The organism is Rhodococcus sp. KBS0724, from assembly GCF_005938745.2.
Lineage (GTDB): Bacteria > Actinomycetota > Actinomycetes > Mycobacteriales > Mycobacteriaceae > Rhodococcus_F.
Genome location: NZ_VCBX02000001.1, coordinates 6,067,998 through 6,089,397 on the forward strand (window position 1 = coordinate 6,067,998; position 21,400 = coordinate 6,089,397).

The window sequence follows — 21,400 nt, forward strand, 5'->3', positions numbered from 1 at the left end:
ATTGCTTTGAATTCTGTTATCTCGGTGTGGAAATCGCCTGCTACGGGGACACCGCACCGTCCAGTTCAAATCCTTTGTATCCGGCCTCCGCGACCTCGCGCAAGATTTGCCCGTAGACGCCGAAGCCACCGATGTAGGGCATGAACACTCGGGGCTTGCCGGGAATATTGGCTCCCATGTACCACGAATTCGCCGAAGGAAAAAGCGTCGCCGACGCGCGGTCGTTGCATTCCTCGACCCACGTCTCCACCGCCTCGGCGCTCGCTTCGATCGTTTCGGCGCCGTGCTCACCCATGTGATCCAGGCAGCTGGCGATCCAATTGACGTGCTGTTCAGCAGCAAGGACCATATTCGACAGCACACTTGGACTGCCAGGCCCGGTCACGATGAACATGTTCGGAAAGCCGTGCACACCCAGTCCGAGATATGTACGCGGTCCGGCGGACCATTCGTTGCGGAGCCGACGGCCCCCGCGCCCGCGAATGTCGATGCGATTCAACGATCCGGTCATCGCATCGAAACCGGTTGCGTAAACGATCATATCGAGTTCGAAGTCCTCGGCGCTCGTCTTGATACCGTCGGCGGTAATGCGATCGATCGGCGCGTTGCGCAAGTCCACAAGCGAGACGTTGTCGCGGTTGAACGTCTCGTAATACCCGTCATCGGTCACGATGCGCTTGGTACCGATCGGATGATCCTTCGGTGTCAGCGCCTCGGCAATCTCGGGATCGTGCACCAGTTCGCGTATCTTCGCCTCCGCGAACCTACGCGCCGTGTCGTTGGCTTCGATGCTCGAGGTCTGATCAGGAAAGGCTTTACCGAAAAGTACTCCCCCACGCTTCCACCATTCCTCGTACACACGGGTTCGCTCGGCATCGTCGACCTCCATCGCGCGCTTGGGATACGGAGTGAATGGCGACCCGCCACCGCTCATCCATGAAAGCCTGCGCCGCTCTGCGTAATTCGCCTTGCTTTCATGCCTTGCCTCCGGAGCCAACGGATGGTTGCCGGCGGGGATCGAGTAGTTGGCGCTACGTTGGAAGACGTACACATGTTCCGCAGACTCCGCGATCAGCGGTATCGATTGAATACCCGACGAGCCGGTTCCGATCACGCCAACGCGTTTGCCTCGGAAGTCAACTCCGTCGTGCGGCCACTGCCCAGTGTGGTACGACTCGCCTGTGTAATCGTCTCGCCCGGCTATATCGGGCAGATTCGCGGCCGACAGGCATCCCGTCGCGAAAATGCAAAATTTGGCTGACACTTGATCGTTCGCTTCGGTGACAACGTGCCATCTCGACGTGGATTCGTCGAACGTGGCCGAGGCGATTCGGGTATCGAACTGGAAGCTCCGATTCAGGTCGAACCGTTTCGCCACATGTTCGAGATAGCTCAATATCTCCGGCTGGGTGGCGTAACGCTCACTCCACTCCCAATCCTGCTGAAGCTCTTCGGAAAACGAGTAGGAGTAGTCCAAGCTCTCGATGTCGCATCGCGCGCCAGGATAGCGGTTGTGATACCAGGTTCCACCAACGCCAGAAGCTGCTTCGTATCCCTGAACCCTCAATCCCCGTTGTCGCAAGGTATGCACTGCGTACATCCCCGCTATACCCGCCCCGACAACTATTACGTCGACGTCGGCACTGCTCTTGTCCACACTTTTATTGGTACTCACGATGCGACATCCCTCTCGAAATCCGTCGCCGATGCCCGACATCCGGAACACTTGCGTGCCGCCACGATAAGTGGCCCGACAGGCGATGAGAACCAGATCTCCCGTCCAGCGGTCGCCCCGCAACGATGACCCTCAATCGGTGAGCTGCTTCACAAATCCGCCGAGCCGTGTCATGATTCCTAATAGGAATACCGAAGTACAAGGCTTTTGGTGGAGAAACAGCGGAACAGGAGCTAGCCCCATGACGATCCAGTCGACGATCGACCGCTCAACCCCGAGCGCCTTTCTCGATCGCGTTTCTCTTCTGCTCGACACCTTCGACGGGAGCGCGAACCTTACGCTGGCTCAGATTGTTCGCCGCACAGGATTGCCACGTTCATCGGCACATCGCATGCTCGAGCATCTCGTCCAACTGCGATGGCTGCAGCGTGACGGTCACGACTACACGCTGGGCTTGCGTCTGATGGAACTCGGATCATTGGCGGTGCGACAGGACCGACTGCACTCGGCCATCATTCCGCACCTACACGAACTGCATCGTGCCACCGGACTCGCGGTCCAACTTGCAGCCCTCGACGGCGACGAACTCGTATATCACGAGTACGTCGGCGGCCGCCTTGCCGGCGCTGTCCCGAACCGCGTCGGATCACGCGACAAAGCAGACCAGGTTGCACTCGGCAGGATCTTGCTGGCGTACAACGGAGCATCAGGAGAGTCGTTCGACCGACTTCGTGAAACCGGTATCGCATGTGAGCGGCATACACCGATCGAAGGATTCGGCTCTATCGCCGCTCCAATCGGGCCGATTGGGTCGGCAACATCTGCCCTGTCGCTGTCCGGACCGAGTCACCAACTCCCCTTGAATCCACCAGATCCACGGCTGACGGAAATCCTGGTCAGTACAGCTACCGCAGTCTGGCGGCGCGTCAACAACCATGTTGTTCCAACATTGCAGCGTAGCAAGACCTTACGGTCGACGCCGCACGGACTGACGTTGCGTTGATCGCGAATCCGCTCACTCTCGATCGGAAAGAATCAGTCCGACCGTGGCTTCCGCATTCCGTCGTCAACAGACTTCCAAATTCCCGGATCGACCGGAGTCGGTAGGCCGAGTGCGTCGACACGACTCTGCGCGAACAAAGCGGCAGCCTCGTCGATTTCCTCGAGCAAATCACGAGCCAGATCGATCTCGGCCTGAAAGTGGCGTGCCGCCCAGCGGAGACTCATCTTCGAAAAAGCCCATCCCGGCTCACCTTCCGAATGATCGGCATGCTCGACTGCCTTAGCCATCTTTTCCTCGAGGTTCACGATGTGAGTGCGCACAATCGCCTTCAAGTGATCCGGATCGTTCAGATGGCCCATCCACAAACGCAACATGACGCCGTGCTTCAGTACCGGAAACTCAACCGGGGACTCCCGGGACCATATCCGGACCGCATCTACTCCCGATTGCGTTATTCCGAAGATGCGACGGGTACGTTCGCCCCACTCCGAAATCTCTCGCGACTGCACAAAGCCCAGAGTCTCCAGTTTCTTCAACTCCGCGTAGACCTGACTGAGCGACGGGCTCCAGTAGTAGAAACCCACGCTCCAATCTGCCCACTTCTTCAGATCGGTGCCGCTCAATTCTTCACCGAATGTGAGCATTCCCAACACTGCCCAACTCGTCGCAGGCAAGGCCGGTAGGGATGAGTCATTCGGATCGGGCACGGCCACAGCCTAACAACGATGTGACTTCGCACCTAGGACTGTCCCCACTGAACGGAACGGGCTACTTTTCTTCCCGACTGACGGGAATAGCCACTCCATCGATACTCACGGAACCCGACAATTACTTCTGCGCATCACGCACCACAGTCACTGAGGGAGACGAATGTCCCTACCACGCACAACTACTGACAATGTTCCTCATATGATTACCGGCGACCTTCGAGGATCCCGCAACGAAGGGCGGCTGAATGCCGCGCAGTTCAGAAATACGCTCGGAAACTTCTGTAGCGGGGTTACCGTCATCACCGGTCTGTCGCCGGACGGAGACCCGATCGGCTTCGCCTGCCAATCTTTCACTTCGTTGTCGATCGACCCGCCACAGATACTCGTCTGTCCGGGAAAGAACTCGACAAGTTGGCCACGCATCGCTGCCACCGGACGATTCACTGCAAACGTCCTCGCACACGACCAGCAAGCAGCGTGCGTAGCATTCGGATCATCCGCCGGAACCAAATTCGGGTCCACTCCGTGGGAAATTCGACACGGGGCCGTCTTGATCACGAGCGCGCTCGCCTGGATCGACTGCGACATCGAGACAATCCACGACGGCGGCGACCATCACATCGTTGTCGGAGCAGTTCGCAACCTACGCGTCGAGCGAGAAAACGATGCACCCTTGGTTTTCTTCCGAGGCAACTACGGTCTCTGAAGTACTCCTGCCCAGGCTATTTCGATACCAACCGATAGCTCCGATCACGACCTCCTCACACTGAACCGGACAGCAAATTCGCAGTCACGAATCAATGAGACGGATGTTCCCGCGAGGTGGGTCAACCGTTTGCGAAGACCGACCCGAGCTCACTAGGGTGACCGTCATCACAGCATTGAGGTCAAGGTCAGGAGATTACGGTGAGAAGCACACGCAACGTAGACGATCTGGTGTCCGTCGTCGATCGAATTTCGGTCATCCTCGAATCCTTCAAAGGGGCCGGCCCTCTGACGCTTTCACAGATAACCCACAAGACCGGGATTCCTCGTTCGACCGCTCACCGACTTCTCGAGCAACTTGTCGAGGCGCAATGGGTTGCGCGAGAAGAGCACCGGTACGAATTCGGCACCAGATCTTACGAAGTCGGACAATGGGCGCTCAACCAGAACCGGCTCCGTCATGGCGCCCTCCCCGTATTGAACCGACTGGCACGCTCTTCCGGGCTCACGGTGCATCTTGCAGTCCTGAACAAGGGTGACGCTCTTTATCTTGATCGCATCCCGGGTAGAAAACCTCTGTCGCTTCCGACCAAAGTTGGGGCCCGAATCCCCGCGCACCTGACCGGCGTCGGCAAAGCCATTTTGGCCAATCTCGAACCCGAACGAATGCGCAACACAACAGCGGGTCCGCTTCGTCAGTCGACGGCTTACAGCATCACCTCGCACGAGCGACTCTATGAGGAACTCGAACGCGTCCGCAATCATGGCGTGGCGATGGATCGTGAAGAAACTGTGGCGGGGATCGGCTGTGTTGCAACATCAATCGGCCCCCGGGACCACCAGTACGGCAATCGGGCGGCAATCTCGGTCTGTGGGCCCATCGAAGACATGAAGATGAATCAGCTTGTCGGCACGGTTCGCATCGCAGCTCGAAATATCTGGGATGCATGCGTTGCCAACGATCTCAAATCAGGGGACCACCGCGAAGCTTCGTGATCCTGGGTGGCCGCATCCATCAGGTGCACTTTCGTCCAACAGTCTGCCGGCCACGTATCTTTCATTACCGCGCGCACGCACTTCGACGATCAGTACCGAGCAGACGAGTGAAAGTCCGGGGTGGCGTCCACTCTCAATCGAGTCAACGACCGGTAGCTGATAAGCCAACGGCCGCTCTCCTGGCGGTATTCCTCATGGTAATGACCGTACCCGTGTAGATGCTCTTCACGATCTCCGTTCGTCCACCACAATTTGTCCTCCATCGCCCAGACACCGCGAGCAGTAGTGTTCGACGTCAGTTCGATCTCTGGCGTATGCCCGTGATGGACCGATGTGATCTTGGTGGCGCCGTCGAGCAGTGAACTGATTGTGCGCGCTAATCGTTCGTTCCCCACAACGCGATTCGCAACGCCGTCAGTCTGCGGCTGTCTGTCGATGGGCGCGCCTCCCCACGTCTCCGAAATAACGTCTTCGGTATGCAACGTCGGATACAACTCCCATTGTTTGTTGTCCATGCACCGTAGTCGTGCGGCAAAAGTATTCTTGATGCTCTCGATGGCCAGGAGTTGCTCGTCCACAGTCAAGGTGATTTCGGTTCCCATTTCACGATGGTGTCAGTGCGCCTGCCTGTGGACAACGGCCTGTTCCGATGAACGGACACCTCACCACGGCGAATCTTTGAAATCGAGCCTTGCGAATGCGGTGGCGAACTGCCACCCGAGTTGTCTGCTGAAACGATAACCCACCAATGGGATTCACCCTGGCGAACACCCTCCACACGGTATTGCGTAGAGATTCAACATATTCGCAGTGAGGAAACGGAAGAATGCAGAACTGGACAACCGAATGCGACGTGATCGTCGTAGGTTCCGGCGGCGGAGCGCTCACCGGAGCGTATACCGCCGCAGCACAGGGCTTGAAGACCGTGATCCTGGAGAAGACAGCACGATTCGGCGGTACGTCCGCCTACTCCGGAGCAGCAATCTGGCTTGCTGGAACATCCGTTCAGGAACGTGCCGGAATTGGTGATTCGCTCGAGAAAGCTCGCACCTACCTCCGCGCCCTTCTCGGTGACGACGAGCTCGAACGACAAGAAGCATTTGTCGATACGGCACCGGCCGTCGTCGAATTGCTGGAAAGAGACCCGAACATGGAGTTCGAGTGGCGCCCGTTTCCCGACTACTACAAGCTCCCAGGTCGTATGGATTCCGGCCGCGCGATCAATCCGATCGATCTGCCGTACAACGACATCGGGGAACTGCGCCACTTGATTCGACCGGAACCCGGAATCGATCGCGCCGGAGGAGCACAGCCGGAGGAGACTCTGATCGGCGGACGCGCGCTGATCGGCCGACTGTTACTAGCACTCGAAGGTACCGGACATGCAGTGCTGCACAACAATACTTCTGCACGGTCACTGATTGTCGACGGCGAACGCATTGTCGGAGTCCAGGCAACAGACTCCAATGGAGACCCCATTCGGATCAAAGCCAAATACGGAGTTCTCCTTGCTGCCGGTGGTATCGAAGGCAGTAGCGAGATGCGTACTGCCAACAAAACTCCCGGAAGAGCTCAGTGGAGTATGGGTCCACAAGGAGCAAACACCGGTGATCTTGTGAACGCTGCCGTCGATATCGGTGCGGCAACGGACCTGCTTGACGAAGCCTGGTGGTGTCCGGGGGTGGAAATGCCCGACGGCCGTGGAGCTTTCATGGTTGGGCTTCGAGGAGGGATCGTCGTCGACGCGCAGGGCGAACGTTACCTGAACGAGTCCCTGCCCTACGACCAATTCGGACGCGCGATGATCGCCCGGGACAAGGCCACTCCGGCGATTCCGTCTTACTTGGTGTTCGATTCACGCGAGGGCGAAGGAGTTCTCCCTGCGATTTCCGTGCCTGAAGCGACTGCGGCCGACCATCTATCTGCCGGCACTTGGGTAAAGGCCGATACCATTGATGCGCTCGCTACTGCGATCGGTGTACCGGCCGCGAATCTCTCTGCAACAGTCGCCCGTTTCAACGACTTTGCGAAACGTGGAACCGACGAGGACTTTACACGCGGCGAGGACCTGTATGACCTGTTCTTCTGTCCTCCTTCGGATTCGGACGACGCTCCTAACCCGGCGCTGCACACGATTTCACAGGGACCTTTCTACGCTGCACGAATCGTTCTCAGCGATCTCGGCACAAAAGGCGGCCTTCGAACGGACGCCGACGCACGAGTTCTTCGAGCGGACGGCTCCAGCATCGAAGGGCTTTACGCCGCAGGAAATACAGCAGCATCTCTGAGCGGTCGACACTACCCCGGCCCCGGAGTGCCGCTCGGAACCGCAATGGTGTTCTCCTATCGGGCAATCGAACACATGATGAAGTAATCCACAGTGCTGTGCCCACAGCACTACAATTTCAAGGAGCTATTGTGATCGATCCTCAGTATTACGGACCGTGGGCAGTCGTAGCCGGCGGCTCTGAAGGCGTCGGCGCGAGCTTTGCCGACGAGCTCAGCAAGATCGGTATCAACCTCGTACTCATTGCCCGCAAGCCGGGTCCTCTCGAGGAAACTGCAGCAAAGGCGCGCGCTAACGGAGTTGAAGTACGCACTCTCGCACTCGATCTGCTTGTACCGGACGCCCTCGACCGGATTCGCGACGTCACTGACGACCTCGAGGTGGGCCTGCTCATTTTCAATGCCGGCGCAAACAGTTACGGCCATGAGTTCGTCACCGGCGACCTCGACGGGTTCCGGGGCGTCATCGAACTGAACGTCAACAAGCAACTCGAACTCTCGCATCATTTCGGCGGATTGATGAAAGATCGCGGACACGGTGGAATTCTGCTGCTCGGTTCGCTGTCAGGCTACATCGGCTCCGAGCAGTTGGGCATCTACGCCGCATCCAAGGCCTTCGGACGAATCTTCGCCGAAAGCCTGTGGCTGGAATTGGCTCCCCATGGCGTGCATGTTCTCGAGTTGATCCTCGGACTCACCAGGACCCCGGCGATGGTTCGCGCTGGACTGAATTTCGATCTGCCCGGAATGAAGGCCGCTGAGCCAGAAGATGTTGCACGCGAGGGGCTAGAGCACCTCGCGGACGGTCCGATCTGGATTACAGCAGGCAATCAGGAGTCGGCCGAGCGACAGAGTGGGTTCCCCCGCAACACTCTGGTCAAGGGCGCTGCCGATGCGATGCGCGCTCTGCTGAATCGCTCCTGATCCACACTTCGCCCAGAGGGTGTACACGCAGAGCGCGAGTACACCCTCTGCTATTTTCAGTGGAATTCGAATGACCCTCGGACGGGGCGGCTTTCACTTCCAGTCCCGAGTTGTTCTCTGATCGGGATAGGCGATGGTGCGCATCCGATTATGGTGGCATCGTTCGGAGTATGACGACTGAACTGAGCTACGAGGACACTCTGAAAGAGCTGCAGACCGATCTCGGTGTGCTCCGCTATCACGAGGCCGGCGACGGTCCGCCGCTGGTGCTGCTGCACGGATCGGGCCCCGGAGTCACCGGTTGGCGTAACTACCGCGGCGTTCTCGCGGACTTCGCCAAGCACTTCCACTGCTACGTGCTCGAGTTCCCCGGCTTCGGAGTCAGCGACCCAGGCGACGGCCATCCGATGATGATGGCTCAGGCTTCGGTCAGCGCCTTCCTCGACGGACTGGGCCTCGGTCCCGTCCACCTGATCGGCAACTCCATGGGCGGCATCGTTGCCACCAAGGTCGCGATCGACGAACCGCACCGCGTCAGCAAGCTCGTCACCATCGGCGGCATGGGCAAGAACACCTTCTCGCCCGGCCCCGGTGAAGGCATCAAGCTCCTCATGGAATTCACCGACAACCCCACCCGCGAAGGCCTGATCCGCTGGCTGCAGTCGATGGTCTACGACCCCGCCGTGGTCACCGAGCAGCTCATCGAAGAGCGTTGGGCGCTCGCCACCGAGCCGACGACCCTCGAGATCGCGCGTCGTATGTACAGCAGCAAGGCCATGGCCGCCATGGGCGCCGCCGCCGCTACGTCGACGGCCGTTCCGTACTGGGCACAGCTCAACAAGATCAAGGCTCCGACCCTGCTCACCTGGGGCCGCGATGACCGCGTCAGCCCCGTCGACATGGCGATTCTGCCGATGCGCGACATCCCCAACGGTGAAGTGCACATCTTCCCCAAGTGCGGCCACTGGACGATGATCGAAGCCCGTGACGCGTGGGTCTCGGCCGTTCTTGCCTTCCTCACCCGCCCGGAAACCGACAACTAAGGAAGATTCACGCGCTGATCTGACGCTTCGACGCCAGGGTCCGTTCCAGGAACGCGATACTCAGATCGACAATCGTGCGCCCTTCACGAAGAGCCTTCCCGATCACCGGGAAAGCATGGATTTGCCCACTCCAGATGTGGGTTTCGACGGTTTGCTGTGCCTTGATGAAGTTTTCGGTCATGATCTCGACATCCGGGCGCATCAGTTCGTATTCGGCGCACACCAGGAATGAGGGCGCAAGCAACTTGGGGTCGGCCTTGATCGGAGACTGCTCGCCGACAATGTTGTCCGGTCCGTTCAACCAACGGTCCTTGAGTTTCTCGACCTGTGACATCGGCAGGTACGCATCACGTTTCATGAAATCGGGATCGTGATCCTCGAGGTCGACGTTGAGGAGCGGCGAGTACCCGATAACGGCGGCCGGGCGCGTGATTCCTCGCAGCGCGGCTATCTCGGCGACCTTCATTGCCAGATAGCCGCCTGCCGAATCACCGGCAACCACAATCTTGTTCGGGTCTTCCGCGGTCTCGAGAAGTGCCGTGTACGCGGCCATCGCATCGACCACGGACGTGCCGATCGATCCTTCGGGCAATTGCCGGTACCGAACGGAGATCACCGGGACACCGGCCTTGGCGGACAGCAGGCCACACAGTGCTCGGTGAGTGGCAAGTCCGCAGAAGATGAATCCACCGCCGTGGAAGTAGAGAATGGTGGCTCCCGCGAGCGCGCCGGTAGCGCGGCACGGGTGCGTCACCTTCTCACAGGGAACCCCGCCCATCGTCAGCGGTTCGATGTCGAGATTCTTGGGCTTGGGGAGGCGATCGGCAAGCGCGTCGAGCTTTTCGAGTTGCCGGATCCCGCGGTCACTGGTCGGCCAGTAGGTGAATGCGGGCTTCACAAATGTCCTGGTGACAGCAAAGATGAACCGTGCGCGCGGGCTCACGTTCCAATGCCATACCGTCGAATCTCGCGTCCGCATAGCGTCCTCCCAGGTCAAGATATTTTGTGTATCCGAGTTACACATACCTTGACTGAACGATAACCGACGTAATTTCCCCAGGACAGGCTGGCGCCCGAAACCTGGCGCCCGGAACTCAGTAGCCGAGCTCTTCGAGCTGCCGCAGAATGTCTTCCACTATCTCGACCGGACTGCCACCGACGTCGATGATGATCGCTTGTTCGTCCGGGTCGATCGGCTCGAGCGTGGAGATCTGCGAGTCCAGCAGTGATGGCGGCATGTAGTGATCGAGGCGCGCAGTCAGCCGCTGGCCGATCTGAGCGCGCGAACCGGCGAGATGAACGAACACCACGTTCTCGCCTCGCAGAATGTCGCGATAGCTGCGCTTGAGAGCCGAGCACGTGACAATGCCTGGTTGCCCGGCATCGGTGTGCTGCGTGATCCACTGTGCGATCTTGTCCAACCACGGCCAGCGGTCGTCGTCGTTCAACGGATGCCCGGTAGCCATCTTCTCGATGTTGGCCTGCGGATGCAGATCGTCGCCTTCCTGGAGATCCCAGCCCATCGCGCCGGCGATCATTCCGCCGACAGTCGATTTCCCGGAGCCCGAGACACCCATCACGACAAGCACGGGGTTCTTCTGTGCTGCTTTTTCAGTCATGTCCAACCCCTAGATAAATGCGCTCAGGACAAGGACGCCGGCAAGTCCGGATACCGAGATGATGCACTCCATCACCGTCCACGTCTTGAGGTTCTGCACAACGGTGACGCCTAGGTATTCCTTGACCAACCAGAATCCTGCGTCGTTGACGTGTGAAAGGAAGAGCGAACCCGCGCCGATTGCCAACACCATCAACGAAACGTGAGTGGATGAAAGCTCGGCGGCAACGGGAGCCAGGATTCCGGACGCCGTGACTGTCGCGACCGTTGCCGAACCTGTTGCGACGCGGATCAATACAGCGACCAGCCACGCCAGGAAGAGCACCGGCAAGCTGCTGCCCTTGATCGCGTCGGCAATCACGTCGGCGATGCCGGTGTCGATAAGCACCTGCTTGAACCCGCCACCGGCACCGACGATCAACAGGATGCCGGCGATAGGCGGCAGTGAACTCTCGAGCGACTTCGAAATGGCCTTGCGATCCATTCCCCCGCCGCGTCCGAGCAGCACCATGCCGACCAGAACTGCGAGTCCCAACGCAACTACCGGGGTTCCGAGGAAGTCGAGTATCGATTTGGGGAGCGATTCGGAATCAGGGGCAATGACCTCGGCAAGCGCTTTACCGAGCATGAGCACCACGGGAAGCATGATCGATGCGAGAGTGGCCGCAAAGCTGGGGCGCTGCGCCTTCTCCTCTTCGCCCCGATCCTCGCCGGTGACAAAGAGATCGGGAACTTTGACGTCGACCCAGCGGGCCGCGATCTTGCCGAAGACCGGGCCGGCCAGGATCACCGTCGGGATGGCAACGAGTACACCAAGCGCCAATGTCAGACCAAGGTTCGCGTTCAACGCGGAAACGGCTACCAGCGGACCGGGGTGCGGCGGAACCAGACCGTGCATCGCAGAGAGACCCGCGAGGGTGGGAATCGCGATACGAATCAAGGACTGCCCGGACCTACGAGCCACCAGAATGATGACGGGCATCAGCAGGACGAGGCCGATCTCGAAAAACATCGGCAGACCGATGACGGCGCCCACCAGAGCCATCGTCCACGGCAACGCCCGGTCACTGGATCGGCTGACGAGGGTGTCCACGACGCGATCAGCACCGCCGGAGTCGGCCAGCAGCTTGCCGAACATGGCACCGAAGCCAATGAGAATGCCGACGCCGCCCATCGTCGAGCCGAACCCTGTTACGAAGGCCGCAACGGACTCAGCCGAACCGAGCCCGGCAGCCAATCCGACGCCTACGGCTCCGATCGACAGAGCAAGGAAGGGGTGCAGATCGAGCCAAGTGATGAGCGCGATGATGACGGCGACGCCTGCGATGATCAGTCGAGCATCGCTTCCAGCGGGGACGACCTCGGCCGCCAACAGTGCTGTGGTGTGCATAGGGACTCCAGTCCAACGAGTGATGGAGGTCACTGTTCCTTAATTAACCTACAATTTCAAGACCAGACACTAATTTGTAGTATTTATCGGACTTTCATCGGGCTTAATCCATACACATGGGACGATCTACGCATGGCCACACCTCCGTTTCAGCAACTGCACGACTCGATGCTGGAACAACTGGGTCAAGACATCGTCAGTGGCACCCTCGGACCGGGCACCACCATCTCCGCGGATGAGGTCGCCACCCGCTACGACGTGTCCCGCACGGTCATCCGGGAAGTCGTGCGAGTACTCGAATCACTCGGCCTCGCCTCGGTGCGTCGACGGGTCGGAATCACGATCCTCGGATCGGAGCATTGGAATGCTCTCGATCCCCATGTCATCCGTTGGCAGTTGGCCGGCCCCGGCCGGTTCGAGCAACTGTCGATCCTCAGCGAACTACGCTCAGGGATCGAACCGCTGGCCGCCCGTTTGGCTGCGACCCGAGCCACTCCGCAGCAGTGCGGCGCGCTCACTGCGGCTGTAATCGGGATGTCAGCTACCGCACGCTCCGCCGATACCGACGCCTATCTGGGGCACGATTCGGACTTTCATCGCACTCTGCTCGCCGCGTCCGGAAACCCGATGTTGCGCGCGATGTCGCAGATCGTCGTCGAGATCCTCGAGGGTCGAACTCGCCACTCACTGATGCCCCACGAAGCCGATCCGGAAGCGATTCACCTGCACGGAGTGGTCGCGTCGGCAATTCAGTCCGGTGACGCCGAGGCCGCTGAAGCCGCGATGCGATCGATAGTCGCGGAGTCCGCCGAGGCCGTCGAAACCATGCGCGCCTCTCCGCCGCTGTAGTTCGAGCCACAGACTCTGCTGATTTGCTCCGCAACCGCTCCGCAAGTGGAACGCTTGGAACCATGACATCACTCGCCACGCCCGAGAGCGCACTCTGATGGCCCGCCCGGTACGCGTCGTTGTACTCGGCGCGGGATCCTGGGGAACCACCGTTGCCGGGCTGGCCGCCCGCAACACACCCACTTTGTTGTGGGCACGCAGTGCGGACACCGCTGACGAGATCAACTCGCAGCGCACCAACAGCAGGTACCTCGGTGAGCGCAGGCTTCCGAAAGACCTGAAAGCGACATCCGACCTGGTCCAGGCGGCACGTGAGGCCGACGTCCTGGTCTGTGGCGTTCCGTCGCATGCCGTACGTTCCACACTTACCGAGATCTCCAACGAGGTTCGCGCGTGGGTCCCGATCCTGTCCCTCGCCAAGGGCCTGGAACCCGGAACTCGCCAGCGACCCACCGAAGTGATCGCCGAGTGCCTGCCCGGCCATCCCGTCGGGCTTCTGGCCGGACCCAATATCGCCAAGGAGATTGTCGACGGCATGGCCGCCGCCTCCGTCGTCGCGACGCAGGACGACCGCGTTGCTGCAGCACTGCAGCCGCTCTTTGCCTCGTCGGTGTTCCGCGTCTACCGCAACACCGACGTTCTGGGGTGCGAACTCGGCGGCGTCCTCAAGAACATCGTCGCGATTGCGTCCGGGATGGCTGACGGTCTGGGCGTCGGCGACAACACCCGCGCCATGGTGTTGGCTCGTGGACTCGCAGAGATGACCCGGATGGGCGAAGCGATGGGCGCCAATCCGCGAACATTTGCCGGCTTGACCGGTGTCGGCGATTTGATTGCCACCTGCATGGCTCCCACCTCCCGCAACCGCCGAGTGGGCGAAGCGCTCGCGCAGGGACTGACGGTCGAGGAAGCCGTCGAGAAGCTGGGTCAGGTAGCCGAGGGTGTGAAGACTGCGCCGACGGTCATGGCTCTGGCCCGTGAGTACGGCGTGGACATGCCGATTGCGGCGGAGGTCGAGGCGGTCATCGCCGGTCGCCAGAGTGCCAACGACGCTTACCGAGGCCTGCAGAAGGTAGCCGCAGGCGACGAGGAAGACATCGCGTGATGAATATCTACAGGTATCTAGCTCACTAGCTAGATACCTGTAGATAGTTCAATCGACGCTCAAGCACCCACTGGGCGCAGGATCCACCAACCGCCGACAGCCAGCACTCCCACGTTCACCACGAAGAACAAGCCAACCCACACGATCGCGGGTATCGGCGAGAGTCTGGCCAGTTGATCGGCGTCGGAATCCGGCGCTCCGCCGCGGCGACTGCGCTGACGCTGCAGTTCCACAACAGGGCGAGGTCCGGCAAACAGCAGGAAGAGCGTCAAGAAGTATGCGGCGGCCACCTGCAGTTCCGCCGTTCCCCACCACACGAGAGCAAACAGCGCTGCCCCGACAACGGCAAGCGAGAACACTCCGTAGAGATTGCGGATCAACACCATCATGACCGCAACAACAAACAGTCCGATCCACAGCACCAACACGGCCCGTTGCGCACCCAGCAAGGCGGCCGCTCCCAGTCCGAGAATCGACGGACCCACATAGCCCGCGAACGTCATCACGACGACGCCGAATCCGGTCGGTTTACCCGACGAGATAGCAACCCCCGACGTATCCGAGTGCAGCCGAAGACCTTTCAACCGTCGACCGACCAGGACGGCAACAATCAGGTGAGCGCCCTCGTGCGCGATGGTCACGACGTTGCGGGCAACCCGCCACAGGTGTGGTTCGAGGACAATCACCACAGCAACAAGTGCGGCCAGCGGAACCACCCAGGTTTGCGGAGCAGGACTGATCGCCGTAACCCGATCCCAGGCCGTCTCGAGGGCGTTCACTCTGCCTGCCCACGCAAGTAGCGGCCGAAGTGCGGCACCGTGAATCCGATCGACCCGCGCTCCGCGGAGTAGATCAGGCCTTTCTTGATCAGTCCGTCACGCGCCGGCGACAACGACGCGGGCTTGCGTCCGAGTTCCACCGCGATCGCTGCCGTCGCCACCGGCCCATCGTCACCGGACAGGTCTGCCATGGCACGCATGTACTCCCGCTCTGCCGGAGTTGCTCTCTCATAACGTGATCCGAAGAACCCGACCGCCAATTCCTCTTCAGCTGTCGGAGCACCCACCCGCACATCATCTTTCGTAATCGGACTCGATGCGGCCACATCCCACGTGGCTTTGCCGTAGGCCTGAACAAAATACGGATAGCCGTCCGCCGCGTCGTACAGAGCGTCGAGTGCTGCGTCCGTGAACTCGACGTCCTCACGCGCGGCGGGTGCGATCAACGCCTGGTCCGCTGCACCGCGTTCGAGTCGATCGATCCGGTGGTAGCTGAACAGCCGCTCCGAGTAGCTTTTCGACGCGGACAGCACCGCAGGCAGGTGCGGAAGGCCCGCTCCCACCACGATCAAAGGCGCTGCATCCTGACTCAATTCGTGGCAAGCGCCACAGATCGCCGAAACATCCGCCGCACCGAGGTCCTGCATTTCGTCGATGAAAATCGCGATACCGACACCGACGTCCCGCGCCAGCGACGACGCATCCATCAGCAGTTCGACCAAGTCGATTTCGATGTCGCCACTGTCGGCCCGCCCCTTCAACGCCGGCGCGTCTATTCCGGGCTGCCACCGCTCACGCATCCCCTTGTCTGCGGTCGCCCGGAGCGCAAACGATTTCAGGACACCGAGAAACTGCTCGACCCGCTCGGGATCGCGATGCGAGACAGCGATCTCCCGAACAGCCATGTGCAGGGCGGACGACAGTGGGCGTCGTAGATCTTGATCAGGGCGAGCCTCGATCTTGCCCGTCCCCCAACTCTTCGAGATTGCCGCCGATCGGAGCTGGTTCAGCAGTACGGTCTTCCCCACACCGCGGAGTCCGGTCAGGACAACACTGCGTTCGGGTCGTCCGCGTGCGATGCGCTCGAGCACGACGTCGAACGCGTCTATCTGCTTGTCTCGACCGGCCAGTTCCGGCGGCCGTTGGCCGGCGCCAGGTGCATATGGATTGCGTACGGGGTCCATGCCCATCGACGGTACAAGTCGACTAGCCGAATATGCCGTCATCTAGGGCGTGTCCTAGAGAGAACTAGTAAGCGCAATATCGACGCGATGCAAAGGTAGCCAGATGACCCCACATGTGGAATCGATCCTGGAAGGGCCACGAGGGCGACGTTTGTGCCTCGAACTTGCCAGGGAGTTGGAACCGGACATTGCTAGCGCAATCTTCCGGCTCTCCCACGGTGTCGAGAAAACAAGTGAGGGGATTCTCGTTCCCGCGCCATGGGTGGACGACGCCGAACCCTTCCCTGTCTCATTGCTGGAGCAACTCTCCGCGGCCCTTGCGTCGCTCGATCTGTCCGGCCTCGACACCACGCAGATACTGACCGCTCTGGGACGATCGGTGAACTCTGCCATGTACTGGCAGGAACCGGACGGTGCTGACTTGCTCGCGGGCCACCCGATCATCCGATCAGCCCTCGCCGACATTGCCGAACGAATTGCGACGTCCCCGATCATGGAGTGGTTCAAGGAGTCTCGCCGGACCGAGCAGTGGGCCATCGACTGGCGATCGGCCAATGCCTGGCCACCACTACCGAAATATCCGCGACAAACACTGCGCCAGTGGGCAGCCAAGGAACGCGCCGAAGAAGAACGCGCCGCGCGGGAACGCCCACGTGACCCCAACGCCAGTTGGGGCGGAACATGGTGGTCAATTCCCCTCGGACTTATCAAGACTGTCGGTCGACTTCCTGCCGGGTTGGGCCTCGAGGAAGACGGCTTCGGGTGGAAGCAAGCGATCGCGATACCGGTCCGTGGGGCCGGGCGGACGTTCGAGGTTCGTTCGGACGAGGACTGGATCTTGCTATGCAGTGAGTATCCGCTTGAGGTCACCGCATCCCGCCGACATGTGTGGTTCCAGACCACCGGCCGCGACGGTCGGTGGGTCATCCCCGATTGGGAGCGTGTCGCGAATGAGTGGGACGCCGTGCACCTCACGGTTTTGGGTTATCTCAGCAGCGCGACGCGGGTACTTCACGTCGACGCCGAGACCGCCACAGTCATGGGCGGATGGGACCCCGACACCACCATCTGGCTCACGGATGTCGCACGCGAATGGGATGGCCCGCGACAGGATTGGCACCTCGACGGAGGCAGCGACACTTGGATTTTGACGCTATAGGCGCTTTCTGCCGGGATCTGGGTACTGCGAGAGCACTTTATTCCGATACGCGCGGAACTCGTCGAAGCTCCCGGTGAGGGCCTGTAAAAGTTCGGCGGCGCTCTCCACCCAAGCCACGTCGTCGAGTTCCGGAAGATCTTCGGGCGCGTGGTTGCGCTGCGGCACAAGAAACGTCGGATCACCAGAGGGGTTGACGATCATAAAACCGGCAGCGACACACAGTTCGTAGATGAACTCGCACTCTGCACCGGTAAGGCTGGCATGAAAGATACCGCCACTCAAAGGATCACTCTTGTCCAGTGGGTCGAGGTACAGGTCAGAGAAACGACCGTCGAAGCTCAGAGGGTTGCCGTCGAGATCGAAGATCTCTCCTCCGTACCGGCCCGCAACGAGTTGCAGGCCACGCCGTTCGAGGAAGTCGGCGACGCCGCCGCGGTCGGCATCAACCTGCTCGTCCTGCTTGATGCGCATGAAGGTCAACGAGAAGCCCATGTCGGCACACTAACCCGAACGCGCCGACTAACCGGCGCATTCGATCGCGGCCTGGACCGCGCCTTTGTCGGTGCCGATATGGCTGAGCCAGTACCCCCCGACATCCATTCGGTGAGCAGGGTTTGCCACGACCCGCAGTGGCAGCGCAGGTAGGTGACAGTCCCTTCGCTGGTCCGATGACGCGATTCGATTTCCCACCGGTGGATGCACTGGACGCTGGCAAGTTCTGTTTTCTTCATACGACAACCATGATGTAATGGCATTATGCATCTCAACCCTTACGGAGAATATGCGGTGACTTTGGCTGCCGACCTGGCCAATCGCCATCCCCGGACACTCGACGAACTCGTCGAACGCTGCGTCGACGCGGGTATCATTCTCGATTTCCCCATCGCCGAGAAAGACCTGGGCGAAACTCTCGACCTTCTGACCGAGTGGTCGAAAATCGTCGACCTCACCGACGAGGAGGGCCGCGCCGAACTTGTGAACGTCATGTTGGAGCAAGCGTCGGCCTACCCACGCATGACCAATCACGCGGGCGACGGCTGGCATCTGCATTACCGCGATCCGCAGCAGTCGCTTGCCGAGGTCTTGAAAGCCCTGTTCTCGGTGGGGACGGCGCTACACCTCGTGGGCCGCGGAATGCACCGCCTTGGGCGATGCTCCCTCGACGAGTGCACCAATATCTACGCAGACACCTCACGCAACGGCAGGCAACGGTACTGCTCCCCCACCTGTTCGAATCGAGACGCGGTACGACGCCATCGCGCGCGAAACTGAATTCGCTACGAGGTAGGTACTACTACATCGATGCCCGAACCACCTTGAAAGTCGAAGCTCCCGAGATTGGTACCGAGGCTCTCGCTGTTGCTGCCGGTATTGACGGTGCTGCCGTTGCCACTACCCGAGCTACTACCGGTCGAGATCCTCTCCCACGCATCGATCAGATCGTTGAGACTCTCGAATCCGAGACCCTCCAAAGAACCTGAGACACTTCCCGTTCCCAGGCCCTCGAAGAATCCACCGACAACAACCACCTCGGGCAAGCTTATCGCCGGAAGTGTTGTGATCGGCGGTATGAGACTCGGAATGAACACGCAGGCACCGACAACCGCGTAGACACCGTTGGGGATATCCGTGACGGTCTTGGTCAGCTCTCGCTGTGGAAGGACTCCGAACAGATCGCCGATGTTCGTAACCTGGGGATAGACAAGGACACCGGGATCGAGCAACGACGCCGGGTCACTGATGACGGCAGGCAGATTCTTTATATCGACAATCGCCGGCGTGCAGTTGATCAGACTCAGTCGCGGATTCGGATTCTTGATGGTGAACGTGATGCTGTTCCCGGACACACTCACCGAAAGCGGGGGCGGTAACACAACCCGCTCCGCCGACGCAGTTGCCGGCGTCAGGAATGCCATTCCGATCGCGGCAGCGGACGCCAGTGCAATTCCGCCGAGAATCCTGGTGAATCCACGTGTGGCCATCATCGTCCCCGATCAGCTGCCGAATAGTCCTGTGAGACTACCGGTATTGATGCCACTGAGGGGACCGCCGACGACAACCACTGTGGGAGTGCCGACCGTCGGGGTGAGTCCACTTCCGTCGAGGATGTCGATGCATCCACCAATGACGGCGTACGTACCGTCCGGAAGAGGCGCGGTCGTGGTGGCGGTACCTCCCACACCGACACCCCACAGCGAGGATGGATTCGAAACATCGGGGTAAACAACAACATTCGGATCGAGTAGCTTGTCGGGGTTCTCGGCAACCGCCGCCGCGTCCGCCACATTCAACACGAACGCCTGGCACCACGACGTCAGTGACGTGTTTGTGTTGCGCACCGTCAATGTCAGATCGTTGCCGGCAACCGAGTACGACACGTCGGGTGCGGCGGTTGCCGCCGACGCGACTGCCGGGTTGATCAGTACCGCGCCGCCGACCGCTGCTGCTCCAACTGCGACGGCCCCGACCACTCGACGAACTGCACTTCGCCCCTGCGTCAGCATTGACTTCCCTCTCGATCACGTTCCACGACAATCAGCACAGGGTAGAACCACCCGCACTGCCGGGGTCGTTCGAATCGCCGAAGTTGCAACCAACGAAGGAAGACTCAGGACCAATGTCCTACCCCGGGGTTACACCCGAGTCGTCGCTCCACCCCGAACCAGACCACGACGCTCGAGGATGGGACGAACTCCCTCGCCGAACTGGTAGGTCTCCTCGAGATGCGGATAGCCAGACAAGATGAAGTGGTCCAACCCGATTGCCGCGTACTCCGCGATCCTGTCCGCAACTTCTTCGTGTGAGCCGACCAGGGCGGTACCCGCGCCACCGCGCACCAATCCGACTCCCGTCCACAGGTTTGGCGCAATTTCCAGCGATCGAGCACCGATACCTTCTCGGTATGCGGATCCACCGCCGTGCAATTCGTTCATCAGGCGTTGGCCCTCGGAATTCGACCGCGCAAGGTTCGCTTGCGCACGTTCCACTGTCGCGGGATCCAGCGCGCCGAGCAGGCGATCGGCCTCGGCCCAGGCTTCTTCACTCGTGTCACGACTGATGACGTGCAAGCGAATTCCGTAGTCGAGCCGCCGTCCCTGAATCTCCGCCAAGTCCCTGATCCACGCAATTTTCGCGGCAACCGCAGAAGGCGTTTCGCCCCAGGTGAGATAGGTGTCGGCAAAACGCGAAGCGACGGTTCCCGCGGCCGGTGACGATCCGCCGAAGAAGATGGGCGGAACCGGGTCCGGAAGGCGGTGCAGCTCAGCATTTTCCACGCTGACGTACTCGCCGGAAAAATCGACCGGACCGTTGCCTGCCCACAGCTGACGGACGACGTCGAGGTACTCGCCACAACGCGCGTAGCGCTGATTCTTGTCCAGGAAGTCGCCGAACGTCCGCTGCTCGTAGTCCTCGCCGCCGGTCACGACGTTCAGGAGCAACCGTCCGCCGGATTGCCACTGGAACGTTGCTGCCATCTGAGCGGCCAACGTCGGACTCGTCAGGCCGGGCCGCAGGGCGACGAGGAACTTGAGGGTTTCGGTGGTGTCGATCATCATCGCCGTCGTCAGCCAGGCATCCTCGCACCAGGCTCCCGTGGGAGTGAGGACAGCCTCGAAGCCGTTGGCCTCAGCCGCTGCGCCGATCTGGTTGAGGTACTTCAGCGTTGCCGGTCGATCTCCGGACATGCCGCTGCCGTGGCCACCGGCCATCAGATTGCGGGAATCGCCATAAGTGGGCAAGTACCAATGGAAACGCAAGGACATGGCAGTTCCTTCGGATCGACTTCAACAGACAGGGGCAAACACTTCATTAGACCGTTCGAATGCCCCTGACAACAGGGTTGAAATCACGAGGATTATTACCTTCTGCCACGGCGCACATAGCAGTATTCGCTAATCTTCCAAATTTTCTAGATATAAATAGAAATTCCGGACATACGCAAATTTTCCGATACGCCACCGCATCGGATACAT

General features: G+C 60.3%; 22 protein-coding genes. 10 read left to right on the forward strand and 12 right to left on the reverse strand.

Features of this window, described 5'->3' with window-relative positions; genetic code table 11:
• Positions 1-40: 40 nt before the first annotated feature.
• Positions 41-1,600, reverse strand: coding sequence for a flavin-containing monooxygenase (locus FFI94_RS27935; RefSeq protein ID WP_397495587.1), 1,560 nt, complete (start codon positions 1,598-1,600; stop codon positions 41-43).
• Between the two features lie 316 nt (positions 1,601-1,916).
• Between FFI94_RS27935 and FFI94_RS27940 the strand changes: the two genes are divergently transcribed.
• The gene (locus FFI94_RS27940; RefSeq protein WP_138870677.1) at positions 1,917-2,678 is read left to right on the forward strand and encodes an IclR family transcriptional regulator; all 762 of its coding nucleotides are present in this window, start codon (positions 1,917-1,919) and stop codon (positions 2,676-2,678) included.
• 32 nt (positions 2,679-2,710) lie between these two features.
• Here FFI94_RS27940 and FFI94_RS27945 read toward each other — a convergent pair whose 3' ends face one another.
• On the reverse strand, positions 2,711-3,385 hold the full coding sequence (locus FFI94_RS27945; protein WP_260684393.1) for a PadR family transcriptional regulator: 675 nt from the start codon (positions 3,383-3,385) through the stop codon (positions 2,711-2,713).
• Between the two features lie 202 nt (positions 3,386-3,587).
• Here FFI94_RS27945 and FFI94_RS27950 point away from each other — a divergent pair, with 202 nt between their 5' ends.
• Both FFI94_RS27950 and FFI94_RS27955 read left to right on the forward strand, forming a co-directional pair.
• The gene (locus FFI94_RS27950; RefSeq protein WP_138870678.1) at positions 3,588-4,094 is read left to right on the forward strand and encodes a flavin reductase family protein; all 507 of its coding nucleotides are present in this window, start codon (positions 3,588-3,590) and stop codon (positions 4,092-4,094) included.
• A gap of 200 nt (positions 4,095-4,294) precedes the next feature.
• Positions 4,295-5,089 (forward strand): IclR family transcriptional regulator, encoded by a 795-nt coding sequence (locus tag FFI94_RS27955; protein ID WP_138870679.1) that lies wholly within the window; start codon positions 4,295-4,297, stop codon positions 5,087-5,089.
• Between the two features lie 89 nt (positions 5,090-5,178).
• Here the strand turns inward: FFI94_RS27955 and FFI94_RS27960 are convergent, their stop codons facing one another.
• Positions 5,179-5,691, reverse strand: a complete 513-nt coding sequence (locus FFI94_RS27960) for a nuclear transport factor 2 family protein (RefSeq protein ID WP_138870680.1) — start codon at positions 5,689-5,691, stop codon at positions 5,179-5,181.
• A gap of 224 nt (positions 5,692-5,915) precedes the next feature.
• Between FFI94_RS27960 and FFI94_RS27965 the strand changes: the two genes are divergently transcribed.
• The 3 genes from FFI94_RS27965 (at position 5,916) to FFI94_RS27975 (ending at position 9,342) form a co-directional block, all read left to right on the forward strand.
• Positions 5,916-7,463: an FAD-dependent oxidoreductase gene (locus FFI94_RS27965; RefSeq protein WP_138870681.1), complete on the forward strand. Its 1,548-nt coding sequence runs from the start codon at positions 5,916-5,918 to the stop codon at positions 7,461-7,463.
• A 44-nt stretch (positions 7,464-7,507) separates the two neighbouring features.
• Positions 7,508-8,299, forward strand: a complete 792-nt coding sequence (locus FFI94_RS27970) for an SDR family oxidoreductase (RefSeq protein WP_138870682.1) — start codon at positions 7,508-7,510, stop codon at positions 8,297-8,299.
• A 170-nt stretch (positions 8,300-8,469) separates the two neighbouring features.
• A complete protein-coding gene (locus FFI94_RS27975) occupies positions 8,470-9,342 on the forward strand; it encodes an alpha/beta fold hydrolase (RefSeq protein WP_138870683.1) in 873 nt (290 codons plus the stop codon).
• Positions 9,343-9,349: 7 nt separating this feature from the next.
• Here FFI94_RS27975 and FFI94_RS27980 read toward each other — a convergent pair whose 3' ends face one another.
• The 3 genes from FFI94_RS27980 to FFI94_RS27990 form a co-directional block, all read right to left on the reverse strand.
• The gene (locus tag FFI94_RS27980) at positions 9,350-10,321 is read right to left on the reverse strand and encodes an alpha/beta hydrolase (RefSeq protein ID WP_138870684.1); all 972 of its coding nucleotides are present in this window, start codon (positions 10,319-10,321) and stop codon (positions 9,350-9,352) included.
• Positions 10,322-10,436: 115 nt separating this feature from the next.
• Positions 10,437-10,961, reverse strand: a complete 525-nt coding sequence (locus tag FFI94_RS27985; protein WP_138870685.1) for a gluconokinase — start codon at positions 10,959-10,961, stop codon at positions 10,437-10,439.
• A gap of 9 nt (positions 10,962-10,970) precedes the next feature.
• Positions 10,971-12,350 carry a GntP family permease gene (locus FFI94_RS27990; protein ID WP_138870686.1) on the reverse strand — a complete coding sequence of 460 codons (1,380 nt, stop codon included), beginning with the start codon at positions 12,348-12,350 and terminating at the stop codon, positions 10,971-10,973.
• 132 nt (positions 12,351-12,482) lie between these two features.
• On the opposite strand from FFI94_RS27990, the gene FFI94_RS27995 reads away from it, so the two are divergent.
• Both FFI94_RS27995 and FFI94_RS28000 read left to right on the forward strand, forming a co-directional pair.
• Positions 12,483-13,199 carry a FadR/GntR family transcriptional regulator gene (locus tag FFI94_RS27995; RefSeq protein ID WP_138870687.1) on the forward strand — a complete coding sequence of 239 codons (717 nt, stop codon included), beginning with the start codon at positions 12,483-12,485 and terminating at the stop codon, positions 13,197-13,199.
• 97 nt (positions 13,200-13,296) lie between these two features.
• The gene (locus FFI94_RS28000; protein ID WP_138870688.1) at positions 13,297-14,304 is read left to right on the forward strand and encodes an NAD(P)H-dependent glycerol-3-phosphate dehydrogenase; all 1,008 of its coding nucleotides are present in this window, start codon (positions 13,297-13,299) and stop codon (positions 14,302-14,304) included.
• Between the two features lie 59 nt (positions 14,305-14,363).
• Here FFI94_RS28000 and FFI94_RS28005 read toward each other — a convergent pair whose 3' ends face one another.
• Both FFI94_RS28005 and FFI94_RS28010 read right to left on the reverse strand, forming a co-directional pair.
• Positions 14,364-15,083: a M50 family metallopeptidase gene (locus FFI94_RS28005; protein ID WP_138870689.1), complete on the reverse strand. Its 720-nt coding sequence runs from the start codon at positions 15,081-15,083 to the stop codon at positions 14,364-14,366.
• The gene (locus FFI94_RS28010; RefSeq protein WP_138873464.1) at positions 15,080-16,267 is read right to left on the reverse strand and encodes an ATP-binding protein; all 1,188 of its coding nucleotides are present in this window, start codon (positions 16,265-16,267) and stop codon (positions 15,080-15,082) included. Before FFI94_RS28010 ends, FFI94_RS28005 begins: the two co-directional genes overlap by 4 nt.
• A 103-nt stretch (positions 16,268-16,370) precedes the next feature.
• Here FFI94_RS28010 and FFI94_RS28015 point away from each other — a divergent pair, with 103 nt between their 5' ends.
• Positions 16,371-17,426: a hypothetical protein gene (locus FFI94_RS28015; protein ID WP_138870690.1), complete on the forward strand. Its 1,056-nt coding sequence runs from the start codon at positions 16,371-16,373 to the stop codon at positions 17,424-17,426.
• Here FFI94_RS28015 and FFI94_RS28020 read toward each other — a convergent pair.
• Complete coding sequence (locus FFI94_RS28020) at positions 17,421-17,918, reverse strand: hypothetical protein (RefSeq protein WP_138870691.1); 498 nt, start codon at positions 17,916-17,918, stop codon at positions 17,421-17,423. The two genes, FFI94_RS28015 and FFI94_RS28020, sit on opposite strands and share 6 nt — an antisense overlap.
• 264 nt (positions 17,919-18,182) lie before the next feature.
• Here FFI94_RS28020 and FFI94_RS28025 point away from each other — a divergent pair, with 264 nt between their 5' ends.
• Positions 18,183-18,698 carry a CGNR zinc finger domain-containing protein gene (locus FFI94_RS28025; protein ID WP_138870692.1) on the forward strand — a complete coding sequence of 172 codons (516 nt, stop codon included), beginning with the start codon at positions 18,183-18,185 and terminating at the stop codon, positions 18,696-18,698.
• A 5-nt stretch (positions 18,699-18,703) separates the two neighbouring features.
• On the opposite strand, the gene FFI94_RS28030 is transcribed toward FFI94_RS28025, so the two are convergent.
• The 3 genes from FFI94_RS28030 to FFI94_RS28040 all read right to left on the reverse strand — a co-directional run bounded on the left by FFI94_RS28030 (position 18,704) and on the right by FFI94_RS28040 (position 21,190).
• Positions 18,704-19,408: a hypothetical protein gene (locus tag FFI94_RS28030; protein ID WP_138870693.1), complete on the reverse strand. Its 705-nt coding sequence runs from the start codon at positions 19,406-19,408 to the stop codon at positions 18,704-18,706.
• Between the two features lie 12 nt (positions 19,409-19,420).
• Entirely contained in the window at positions 19,421-19,930 is a 510-nt protein-coding gene (locus tag FFI94_RS28035; protein WP_138870694.1) for a hypothetical protein, read from the reverse strand.
• Between the two features lie 129 nt (positions 19,931-20,059).
• Positions 20,060-21,190, reverse strand: a complete 1,131-nt coding sequence (locus FFI94_RS28040) for an LLM class flavin-dependent oxidoreductase (protein ID WP_138870695.1) — start codon at positions 21,188-21,190, stop codon at positions 20,060-20,062.
• Positions 21,191-21,400: the final 210 nt, after the last annotated feature.